Annotated in this window: 9 protein-coding genes; 1 reads left to right on the plus strand and 8 read right to left on the minus strand. The window is 44.2% G+C overall.

Annotated features, from left to right (window positions below):
- Window positions 1-106 precede the first annotated feature (106 nt).
- A complete protein-coding gene (locus tag ACIFSR_RS30225) occupies window positions 107-2,410 on the minus strand; it encodes a glycoside hydrolase family 95 protein (RefSeq protein WP_430062327.1) in 2,304 nt (767 codons plus the stop codon).
- A 343-nt stretch (window positions 2,411-2,753) separates the two neighbouring features.
- On the opposite strand from ACIFSR_RS30225, the gene ACIFSR_RS30230 reads away from it, so the two are divergent.
- Window positions 2,754-2,924, plus strand: coding sequence for a transketolase C-terminal domain-containing protein (locus ACIFSR_RS30230; RefSeq protein WP_430063183.1), 171 nt, complete (start codon window positions 2,754-2,756; stop codon window positions 2,922-2,924).
- 684 nt (window positions 2,925-3,608) lie between these two features.
- Here the strand turns inward: ACIFSR_RS30230 and ACIFSR_RS30235 are convergent.
- The 7 genes from ACIFSR_RS30235 to cysC form a co-directional block, all read right to left on the minus strand.
- Entirely contained in the window at window positions 3,609-4,490 is an 882-nt protein-coding gene (locus ACIFSR_RS30235) for a hypothetical protein (protein WP_430062330.1), read from the minus strand.
- Window positions 4,491-4,851: 361 nt separating this feature from the next.
- Window positions 4,852-5,277, minus strand: coding sequence for a hypothetical protein (locus ACIFSR_RS30240; RefSeq protein WP_430062333.1), 426 nt, complete (start codon window positions 5,275-5,277; stop codon window positions 4,852-4,854).
- A gap of 94 nt (window positions 5,278-5,371) precedes the next feature.
- Window positions 5,372-6,349: an NERD domain-containing protein gene (locus ACIFSR_RS30245; RefSeq protein ID WP_430062336.1), complete on the minus strand. Its 978-nt coding sequence runs from the start codon at window positions 6,347-6,349 to the stop codon at window positions 5,372-5,374.
- A gap of 768 nt (window positions 6,350-7,117) precedes the next feature.
- A complete protein-coding gene (locus tag ACIFSR_RS30250; RefSeq protein ID WP_430062339.1) occupies window positions 7,118-8,545 on the minus strand; it encodes a sulfatase-like hydrolase/transferase in 1,428 nt (475 codons plus the stop codon).
- Window positions 8,514-9,428, minus strand: a complete 915-nt coding sequence (locus ACIFSR_RS30255; protein ID WP_430062342.1) for a helix-turn-helix domain-containing protein — start codon at window positions 9,426-9,428, stop codon at window positions 8,514-8,516. The genes ACIFSR_RS30250 and ACIFSR_RS30255 overlap by 32 nt, the downstream gene beginning before the upstream one ends.
- A 57-nt stretch (window positions 9,429-9,485) precedes the next feature.
- Window positions 9,486-10,922 carry a sulfatase gene (locus tag ACIFSR_RS30260; RefSeq protein WP_339208154.1) on the minus strand — a complete coding sequence of 479 codons (1,437 nt, stop codon included), beginning with the start codon at window positions 10,920-10,922 and terminating at the stop codon, window positions 9,486-9,488.
- A 52-nt stretch (window positions 10,923-10,974) separates the two neighbouring features.
- Entirely contained in the window at window positions 10,975-11,526 is a 552-nt protein-coding gene (cysC, locus tag ACIFSR_RS30265) for an adenylyl-sulfate kinase (RefSeq protein WP_339208152.1), read from the minus strand.
- Window positions 11,527-11,531: the final 5 nt, after the last annotated feature.

The raw sequence follows: 11,531 nt of genomic DNA on the forward strand, positions 1-11,531 counted from the left end.
ATTAAAATACAAAAAGAGGTTTCCCACGCCTCGTTTAAGACGTTGGAAACCTCTTTATTGATGTTAGTCTCACATGTATGGTGACTCCGTCTACCAATTATAAGTGTCACTCTGTTGCCGGCTTAACAACATACATGGTTTCGGGTGGCATTACAAATTGATAGGTGCAATCCGTCCATTCAGACATTATACGTTTATCTGCCAGATCACGAGTTTCAAGTTGTACCTTGCTATAAATAGCAAGCTTCCCGCCGATCTCAGTACGAATCTTGGCTTCCTTTAGCTTTCCATCCAACCATTCGATATCAACCGTGAACCCGCCCCTTGCCCGCAAGCCTGTAATACGGCCGGATGACCATGCGGGAGGAAGTGCTGTCAGCAAAAGCAGCTCGCCTCCGTGCGATTGCAGCAGCATTTCTTGAATTGCCGCTGCCCCTCCAAAATTAGCGTCAATCTGAAATGGCGGATGATCTCCGAATAAATTAGGATGAACGGCTTTACGCAACAAATCTTGCAAGCTGTTATGGGATTTGTCGCGATCACCTAACCTCGCCCAAAAATTCGCAATCCAGGCCTGACTCCATCCCGTATGTCCGCCTCCATGCGCCAATCTCCGCTCGAGCGTACGCCGTGCGCCTTCTCCTAATTCCGGCATTCGATGAGCCAAAATTTGCTCACCCGGATGAAGAGCAAATAGATGTGAAATGTGGCGATGTCCAGGCTCAGCTTCCTCATAGTCGACAGCCCATTCCATAATCTGACCGTACTGGCCGATCTCCGGCTTAGGAAGTCTGCTCCGAGCTTCCATCCATTCCACTTGAAGCAGTGGATCAAGATCAACAATTTTTGCTGACTCTATACAGGCGCTAAATAATGCATAAAGTATCTGAGAATCCATCGATGGACCAACGCATAACGACCCGATTGCGCCGCTTTCTGATACATAACTGTTCTCTGGAGAAAGGGACGGCGCGGTTATAAGCCTGCCTTTGTCATCTTCGATTAGATAATCGAGGAAAAAAAGCGAAGCCTCCTTCAGCACCGGATAGGCTCGTTCACGTAGAAACGATACGTTGTCGTTGTATCTGTAATGCTCCCATAAATGAAGGGCAAGCCAAGCACCTCCGGATGGCCAAAAAATTGCTGGCGTCCACGCGCAAAATATCCCTGTTTCCGCCCACAGATTGGTAACGGAATGTGCTACAAAACCTCTTGCACCGTATAATTTGCGTGCTGTTTCTCGTCCGTTAACCACCAGCCGATCGATGAGGTCGAACAGCGGCTCATGACATTCAGCCAAATTGCCCGCTTCCGCTATCCAGTAATTCATTTGCAAATTGATATTAAGGTGGAAGTCTGATTCCCAAGGAGGTGTGAAGCTTTCATTCCATATTCCCTGTAGATTAGCCGGCAGGCTGCCGGGTCTTGAGCTTGCCATTAGCAAATAACGTCCATAATGATAAAACAACGCTTCAAGACCTACATCTGTATGACCCTGCTGATAATGCAGCAGCCGCTCAGAGGTAGGTTTTTGTTCAAGCTCAAGATTATTCTCATCAGCAGAGCCTAATGTTAGTGAAACTCTATCGAATAAATGACTATGGTTTTGAACATGTCTATTCCTAAGCTCTGCATATGGCAAAGAAGCTGCCTGCTCCACCTGTTTGAGCGCCTCCATGCACGGATCAATGCACCTAAACGAGGTCTGTGCCGCTAATATTAAAGTAACTGAACTCGCATGACGGATATTCAAATAGTTCCCTACTGTCTGTATCTCGCCCTCGTCTACGACTGCTCGTAATACAGCTGCGTAATGAACGCCACCTGACCCACATTGTCCTTTCATTGTCAAAGTACCATCTGCCTCACAGCCAACTTCCCCCTCAAATGGCCTTCGACTCAAACGGGCAGTTAAAGTAAGAGCAGCCTGCTGCGAAGCAGTCAGACGGATAATGAATACTTGGTCTGCTGCACTCGAGAAGACCTCCCGCCGATACTGAATAGACTCAGAATGATATTCAATAAAGTTGATACCTGACTGAAGATTCAACTCTCGCTGATAGTCCGAAGCGTTGTGATGACCTTCCATCTTAATGTTTAAATCACCAAGCGGCTGATACGGGCCAAAATAATGCGGCGCATTGGTCATATGCAGCAACGCTAATCTTTCTGCTTCCTGCGGTTCTCCTTTCAGCAATAAGCTTCTAATTTCCTGCAGCTTTCCATTGGATGCTGGATTATCATTGCCTATCGGCCCTCCATACCAGATGGAGTCTTCATTTAATTGAATTCTCTCGGATTGAATCCCACCGAATACCATGCCGCCCAAGCGTCCATTGCCGATTGGAAAAGCCTCAGTCCAAACATTAGCAGGCCGTTTCTCTACTAATCTATTATTATTAATCCCCATATTTTCTCACTCCAAATTTGTCCGTTTAGAACGCAGTGCTGGTAACTTAAATTTCTAGTAATTTAAAATCTAAGGAACTCAAAACGCGTGTAACTTAAAACGCGTGTAATACTGAAATATATAATATTAATCATTCCACTATAGAGCAAACAAGGGCAAATCAAAGGAGAGATACTGACTTAGGGCAAGTAAGATTTTGACTATTTGACTATCTGAATCTATGTTGCTGTAATTCGGTTCCTTGCTTTGTTTTAAATACTAGAGTGTTAAGATTCGATTTGTCTTTTAGTGGTAGCGGTTCTGCCTTCGATTTGAGCAGAGGAAGTGTAGAAAACAAAGGGGGATTACCGTAAAAATTATTGATCTGCGAACCTTAATGCAATTAGATATGGAATTAAATATTGAGTCGATAATAAAGGCAAATCCGACAGTTGTTGTTAATGAAACACCGCGCACTTCTAATGTAGCTGCAGAGAACATCGCTCAAATTAATGAAAAAGCCTACTTCATATAGAAACTCTGGTCGTACGTATTCCCCCTCCAGATATTGTTTATTCTTTCAGGCGCTTCGAAGTCCAATGGTTTTCAACACTAGGAAAACATGTCGTAGGATTCGAAAATACTCCGGATTTTTAATAACTAAAAAAGCCCCCACAACTTCCGTTCCTTCGACGGTCAGCCATGCGGAGCTATGATATAAGAATAATTTTTAATCTTTTTTCTAAAATTGACGTTTGCTCTTTTGATATTGGCTTTGCCCGGAGCAATTTCAATCGAAATTCCAAAGTGAAATTCGCCGTTTCAAGCGCTCCTCGCTCTCACCGCAGGATTTTAAGTCCTGTGCGTCTTCCAGTTCCGCCAAAGCCTTGATAATACTGGATTTTTCAACACTTGCCTTCTCTAGCTACACAGAACCAGTTATATCATTTTAATAAATTTTGAGGTCTTATAGCCCTCAGCCCTGTGTAATGGTTCAACAATACCTTATTTTACATATCCCGTCAATCTCATATCATATCTATGCTCCACACATCAGCATTTCAATAATCTATACTATTGTTTTCCGTTCTTATCGTTTTTCTCTTGATTGCTCAGTAGTTCTGAAATCATATAATATATTTTTAATGTCTTAGCTCACATAATAACATTAGAACTTGTAGGATTATCCTCCATTCTTGGGTAGCTGTAGTTATTCAGTTTATTTCTTTGTATTATTCGTTTTTTTAACTCTCTCACCTACTTGCCTTTCTAAATTCAACTGTGGCATGGCAAGCTGTCTTTCAATTCTTACAAAGGTTTTCGTCATTTCTGACAATACAACAGCCTCTTCCTTGTTTACTGTAGGCTGTTGGAGGTTACCATGCCCTGCAAGTGGTTCCGTATTTCTTCTTTTGAATATATCCTCTATGAAATCAAGTATTGGGTTCGGCAGTCTTGAATCCATCCTATACCTTTTGAAAAAATTACCAAGACTTTGATTTTGTACTGATTGTAAATTAACAATGTCTTTTGCCAATGTTTCAAAAATCGAAGCACTCGCGTGAATTACAGCAGAGTAATCCTTATCGGCTAATGATCTTTCCATTCGATGAACGAGTACCCTGATATTGGGATGTTCATCCTTCGAATGGTTGTCATCAGTATCATCAATCGATGATATTAGGACATTTACATTACCGTTGAATCCGTTTCGCTCGATGAGCAATGAACAACCATCAGCAATTAAAACCTCATTGATTACTCCTTCATCAATCATACCATTCTGAACAAAATCGGCTAATATCTCAACAAGTTGAATTGTGTTGGGTCGTCGCATTATGAGTTCAATTTCACCAATATGCCATGCATACTCAGCTACGTTGTACTCTCCCCAATAATCTGACTCTAAAACATAAATCGGCACATTCATCACATTACGAGTGATATTAACAAATCTATTTTGTCGAAATATCTCGACCTCAGAATTATCAGATGAAGATATACCTCGAATTAGTCGAGTTAGTTTTAAACGAGCAGTATCAGAAATGACTTCGTACTGAAGTTTTTCTTTATCAGCATCGCTAAGTCCCAAGAAAATCAAATTATCATCCTCCAATAGAAATATCTTTAGAGCGTTGATTTACTCATTTCCCCATTACTGACTTTGCATATTTTTCCGCTTTATAGTCCTTCTTAACCTCATGAAGAACAGGACTATTGGCTTCACTCCATGTTCAAATCCAGTACCATCTTCCATTAAATCAATGTCTGAAATATCAATTGCTTTTAAATCATAATTCTCTTCCAATGGTTGACTAGCACTCTTATAAGCCGTTTTGTTCTTGATTATATATCCAATGAAAATCCCAACACATACGAGGAAAATGAATGCAAAGACTAAGTATCCGAACAAAGAACAAACCCCTAACTCAATTTTATACTTCTAAATAATCTGATTTAGCTTATTTCTGTTTTCTATGATCATATGCCTTTGATATAAAATGCTTGATTTGTTCAATATCATTAACCCACTCCAATTTGATAAATGCTTGGTGTGAGTACTTGTTATTATCTGTTTGTGTTCTTGGGAATTTTCCACCTAATATCTCATCAATTTCTTCTTGTAATTTAGTACCAAGCATTTCTTGTTTCTCTCCTATGTGTAATATCAGACTATGCTTATTTTTAATAGTCAAACTAGCAAACTTCTCACTATTCCCAATTTTATATCCAATACAATCAGTCACAGGAAGATTTATCTTAATATTTCCCAAATGTTCGAAGATGTACTTGTCAATTTCACTACCAATCAGTTCTTCCTTTGAAGTGTATTGTTTAAAAATTCGTTCTTTTACGTTTTCATCACCAGTTAATTCATATTTATTCAATTTGTTTTTTCACCCTTTCACAACACTCTTAACAATGTAAAAAACAATTCCTATCAAAAATCCGCTGTTACCACATGAATTCTTTGAACTCTTATTAATTAAAAATACTCAAAATTTGCTTACCATACTTCTCAACCTTAACCTTACCAAATCCCTTTACCATTAGTAGTTCTTCTTCTGACGTTGGATATTTAGCTATAATTTCGTCCATCTCATTGTTGTTAAAAATGAAATATGCCTTTACATTTTCTTCTCTAGATGTTTTTAGCCTATATGCTATCAGCAGTTCACGAAGTTGTGCTTCATCTTTTCTTTGAATATTCTCATTCGCAAGCTGATACCTACCGACAATATCCATTTCAATTGGGGTATTTAGCCTTACAAGTAAGTCAGCAATATCATACATATCTTTCTCAGCAAGATCGTATTGATTTGCTTTATCATTTTGATACTTCTCTAGTGTTGATTTAATCTGATCGTATTTAATAAGCGTTCTTTCAATCTCTACTGGGCATTTGTATTTCTTAATTATTGTTTTTGGATTAGCCATTACAACCAATGATATAATTGGCATATTGTTGATTTTCAACTCTTTAGAAAGAACATGTTTTAAAATATCAATATGTCTTGTATTTTGCGTAACAGGGCTGTAAATGCCTTCTTTGAAATCTTTCCCATACCTATTTTTCATGATTCTTACAAAGTTACCATCTGAATCAATCGAGATATTACCGCTTAATTTCTTTGTTTCTAAAATACATGTAAACTTATTTGAAATGACAACGAAATCAAGCTGAGCTACATAATCGCCATATTCCAATCTAACATCATGAAGACAAAGTATAGGTAAGAACGAATTTTTCAATTCAAAGTAGACATTGTTTTCACCATCAAGACCATATTTAAGGAATTTAATGTCCCTTTCGATATTGTCTTTCTTTTCGCCATCATCAACTTTAATTAGTAATTCATTGAGGACAGTAAGATGCTGATTATCCTTTGAGAAATCCTTAATGAATGTGGGACTTTGAATAGTCCGTTTTTGACCAAATAGTTTATTAAATATCGACATTTGTGATTCCCCTTGAACGTTTAGTATGTTAAAGAATAGATCATTAGTAGGAGTTATCTTCTAATTTATAGTAAGATTATACCATATGAATGCCAAAATTAGACTTCCAAATTCCAGAAGTTACACGATCTTGTGATGCATAGTCAAAATAAAAACTCTCCGATTTCTCGGAGAGTGGGTCACTTCATAAAGTGTTAAAATCTAATGAATTTATATGATCTTGGCAGATAATGATGCATCAATTCTAAGTCAATATCTATATTAATTCAGGAGCTAAGTATAGGAAACTTCGCACTATCCTGCAAAGCCAAATTTAAACAACAAGATGACTCTAATTCTTTAGAGTATATATCTAAAATTTAAAACCAAAAAATCTTCTATTTAGTTTTGCAATAATACAATTATTTTCTTCAAATAAGCTAATATCCTTTGTATGTTGTCTCCTATAGAATATTTAGTTTGAGATGATCAGATCGTACCATTGATGCACTATGATAATAGCGCTACTACGCAGATGAGTCATTTTAATCTTGAAAAGGATTTCCTCACGCAAATATATCAACAACAACAACAACTTCCTTCAGACTTCTAACGATCTCACCTGTCCACGTATTAACCAAATTACCATCAATTTCTTTTTCGGTATGCCGAGGAAGGGAATCGAACCTGTACAGTGGTCACCCACCGCAAGATTTTATGTCCTTCGCGTCTTATAAGTAACATCATATAGTTTCCAAAACGTGATGAACAAGGATTCAGCAATCCTTTTCATATCCCACCCAGCTTCGCGCCTTGCAGAAGCTGACGTCTCGTCCATTCGTTGGCGACGATCGCATCGCCGTCCTCGGACAGCTGCTCATACAGTCGTCTCCTAAGCACGACAAGCAGCTCTGCGTGCTCTAACTTCCCGCTTACATTTGCCAGTTCGCCAGGATCATTAGCCATGTCATACAGCTCGTCGACGTCTGTTAAATTCCAAACGTACTTCCATTCTGTCGTGCGAATCATCCGCTGCGTGTAAAGTCCGAATTGTTGGCCGTTATAAGTCGATACAACGGCGTCCCGCCAATCGGCAGGCTCCTCCCCAGCCAGTAGAGGCCTTAGTGAACGCCCCTGCAAATCGCCAGGATCATGCGTTTGCAGATTGAGAAGCTCCAAAAGCGTCGGCGGCAAATCTAGAAAATTATAGACAAATCGGTCACATCGTCCGCCCACTTCTACGTCCCCGACGCTCGGCATTCTAACAATGAGCGGCACGCGAACAACATCGTCGTACATGATGTAGTGCTTATCCATCATACCGTGGGAACCGCACATGTCACCGTGATCTGCAGTAAAGATCACAATGGTATTATCCGCCATACCTAACCGCTCCAGCGTCCCCAACACTCGTCCAATTGCATCGTCGAGCTGACTAATGATGGCGTAATAACGAGCAACGATCGGCGCCCAGTCCTGCCAATCATAATCGGCAACGCCCCAGCTCTCCAGCTGCTGGCACTGAATGTACGGCTTTCCGGCAAAAGTATCGTGGAAGCCTGCCCACTCGGGGATGTCCGCAGCAGCATACATCCCTGCAAAAGGAAGCGAAGGTCGGCAGGGCAAGTGGGGATCGCTGAAGTGCAGCGCCATATGCCAAGGTCGACCATCGCCTTGCAGCCGCTCCAGTGTCTCACTTGCACGCGCGGCGAACCAATGCGTCTCTGCGTCCTCTAACGGGAGCGGACTCTCTTCTCCGAAGAACCCATTCTCGTATCGGATGTCCGGATGCTTTTGCGAGATAAAGTCATGATAGTCAGCTTCGCTGACGTATGAATCGAAACCATAAGCCGCAGGCCCGTGCACCGGATTGACTCCCCATTTGCCCAAATATGCGGTTGCATAACCGCTCTCCGCAAGTGCTCTCGTCCATGTATAGGCTTCCGGCGGCAGTGCAGCCACAGGCAGCGCCCCACTGTAATTCCATAAAGCGCCAAATGTTTCCGGCCTCCTGCCGCGCAGGAGCGACTGCCTCGCCGGTGCGCACACCGGCAGTACGGAATAAGCGTGGGAGAAGGAGACTCCTTGTTCAGACAAACGGTCAATGTGCGGTGTACGAACGGGATATTTACCGCTGAAGCCCACGCAATCCTCTCGCAGTTGGTCTGCTGTAATCAGCAGTACGTTAGGCCTCCGCTCTTTCATCGAGTGTGGCATGCGCGCTCAGCTCCTTTCCTTCCCGTAGCCCCTGTGTACCGGTCCGATATTCGCGCGGTGAGCAACCGGCATAACGAACGAACAGACGGCTAAAGAACGATGGATCGTCGTAGCCGACCATAGTCGCGATGTAGATGACCTTCTGGTCGGATTCCAGCAGCATCCGCTTCGCCCGTTCAATACGAATTTCGTGCAGCAGGTCGAATACGCTCTTCCCGAATTCCTCGCGCACCAACCGATTCAGCTGCCTTGTGCTGACATTAAACAGGCCGGACAGCGCTTGAAGCGTAATTTTTTTGTCAAAATGGCGTTCGAGATAGCCGGAAATCCGTCTAGCCATCATCACTCGTTCCGATTGGCGCGGGGATTTATGAATACGATGGCTTTGCATATAAGCGTAATAGCGAGACAGCAGAACGAGCAGCTCCACCATCTGCAGGCGAATCAACGTCGTGTGGCCGGGGCCGCGGCTGTTGAGCTCACGGATCATGTTCTCCAGCAGCGCCAGCACGGACGACGCCTCCTGCCCGTTCAGATTCAGGTAATGGTTGAAGCGGACATCCTGCTTCAGGAAGGGATGCACGTAAAAGTAGTCCATTGATGCCGTAATTTCCAGCTCCTGAAGCAGCGCATCGGGAATAAAGGACGGCATAAACAAACAGTTGATGATTTCCATACTCCCGCCACTCTCTACGGAATAAGCATGCGTCTCGCCGGGATTAATAATAAACACATCGCCCGCATGAATATTGTAATGGTTGCCTTGGAAGATATGGACGCCCTGTCCATGCACCACATAGACGAGCTCAATGAACTCGTGACCATGTTCAGAGACAGAAGCTTGCACCATCCGATTGATCCAGAACGGGAATTCATCCTTCATGTAACTATTGCTTCCCAGTATATGCCCCATCCTTCATCCCCTCGGTTCGTAATCGGATCAAGATCCGATGGTCTGTTCATGCCGACCGTCTGTCGCTTGATCGAATCGTTCACGACGCGGATCCTGAAACCATTCGTCCCACGTCATCCCTGACTCCGCCAAAATCTGCTCAATGCGTCTGCGGAACGGAAGTCCCGCCTTGCGTAGCTGCCGATCCTTCGGATCTTCGCGTCCCCCCAGCTTCGCCTCCACCCAATTATCCAGCTGCCGTTCCAGCTGATCGGCGAGCTCTGGCTCCCGCTCCGCAAGATTTACCGTCTCTTCTGGATCGGCATCCAGATCATATAACTCTCTAGGCGGTCTAGTAAAAGGCCCCGCGTCGTACGTGCGAATAAACTTGTAGCGCTCCGTCCGTATGCCGCGCGCCGCTTGCCATGCACATTCACTAAGGTACACAGCATCGTGCGTTCCGTCAGCCAAGTTAAGAATAGAAGGCCATAAGCTCCGGCCGTCCATGCCTGGCGGGTCTGCAACCTTCATAAGCTCGATACCTTCTGGCTTCTCGCTGCGTATCGCTTCCAATATTGTCGGCATGAGGTCAACCTGCTGCACGAGACCTTGCACCCTGCGTCCCTCTGGGATACGACCTGGCCATCGCATAATAATCGGCACATGGACAGTCGGCTCGTATAAGCCGCAATGATCCCAGTAGATGTCGTGCTCCGTTAGACTTTCACCATGATCGCCGAATAGAATGAGCATCGTATCCTCTTTGATACCTAACTTCTCCAGATGAGCGTCGAGTTCCTTCAAACGATCATCAAGATAGCGGATTTCTGCATCATATAGCGCGTCGTAGTAAGCGCTGTCGGTCACTGGGCCAACGAGATCGTAATGGTGGTGCTTAAAGAAAGGGTAGGCGGGATGATTATAGGCCGGTTCCATGCTTCGGTTGTTCGGATCATACGGATCTCGCCCTGCTTCATAAAAGTCTGGAATATAGGATTCCGGCGGCAAATAAGGCGTATGAGCATCCCAGTAATGAAGGAACAAAAAGAACGATTCATCCTTATGCTCTGCCAGCCATGGCATAGCCAGATCGTTGACCGTTCGGCCGTCAATCCAGCGATTGCCGCCAACGCTGTTCGTATAGTAGCGATAGCCGCGGGCAAACCATTCCTTAAGCTGGTACAAATTGTCCACCGCCGATGTTGTGAAGCCCGCGCTGCGCAGCAGGTTTGGCAGCCATGGGGTCGATTTCGGCAGATGCGTCAGCTCTGAGCCATGGGAGACAATCCCTGTCGTAAGCCCTACTTTGCCTGTAAAAATGCCGGTATGCGCCACTTCGGTTGGAATGTCTGCGGCATAAGCTCGCTCGAACAGCACACCTTGCTCGGCAATCTGGTCCAAATATGGGCTTGTCGGCTTTGAATAGCCGTACCCGCTCAGCCTTGATGCACGAAGCGTATCCAGCGATATCAGTATGATCTTCATTGTATGTCTCCTTCGGGTAGTCCGGTATTCCGGTCCTTATTCACCTCTCGGGTTATGCTCGTTGCGCCGCATGCTTGAACCTCATATTGGCATGCAGCCAGCCCATTACGGCTTCGCCGTTATTCTGCAATGAAGCAGAAGCGGTGTCGATTATGATGTCGGGCGAGTGCGGTACCTCGAATGGATCGGAAACGCCTGTAAAATGGTGCAATTCCCCGTTTCTCGCTTTAGCATACAAGCCCTTCACATCACGGCGCTCGCACTCCCCGAGCGGGCACTGCACATAAACTTCCACAAATCCGGGCAGCTGCGAACGGGCATAGTCCCGCATTTCCTCATAAGGTGTGATGGCAGAGACGAGCACATCTACACTATTGCGAGAGAGAAGCTTAGCGACGTAGACGATCCGTTTAATATTTTCCAATCGATCCTCCCGTGAGAATCCAAGTCCTTTACAAATCGTTTCTCTAAGTTCATCGCCATCGAGCAGCTCTACGTGCCGCCCTTCCCGCAGCAGCTCTGCCGCTATATGCCTGGCCGTCGTCGTCTTGCCTGCTCCCGACAAGCCCATGAACCATATAACCGAGCCATGCTGTTTATCCATGTTGT

This window comes from Paenibacillus sp. NRS-1760 (genome assembly GCF_050467785.1).
In the GTDB taxonomy this organism is placed as follows: Bacteria; Bacillota; Bacilli; order Paenibacillales; family Paenibacillaceae; genus Pristimantibacillus.

What these genes read in the sequence shown, in the direction of transcription:
- ACIFSR_RS30225 (WP_430062327.1), bottom strand. Translation starts at nt 2,410, where the DNA reads ATGGGGATTAATAATAATAGATTAGTAGAGAAACGGCCTGCTAATGTT.
- ACIFSR_RS30245 (WP_430062336.1), bottom strand. Translation starts at nt 6,349, where the DNA reads ATGTCGATATTTAATAAACTATTTGGTCAAAAACGGACTATTCAAAGT.
- ACIFSR_RS30250 (WP_430062339.1), bottom strand. Translation starts at nt 8,545, where the DNA reads ATGCCACACTCGATGAAAGAGCGGAGGCCTAACGTACTGCTGATTACA.
- ACIFSR_RS30255 (WP_430062342.1), bottom strand. Translation starts at nt 9,428, where the DNA reads ATGAAGGATGAATTCCCGTTCTGGATCAATCGGATGGTGCAAGCTTCT.
- ACIFSR_RS30260 (WP_339208154.1), bottom strand. Translation starts at nt 10,922, where the DNA reads ATGAAGATCATACTGATATCGCTGGATACGCTTCGTGCATCAAGGCTG.
- cysC (WP_339208152.1), bottom strand. Translation starts at nt 11,526, where the DNA reads ATGGATAAACAGCATGGCTCGGTTATATGGTTCATGGGCTTGTCGGGA.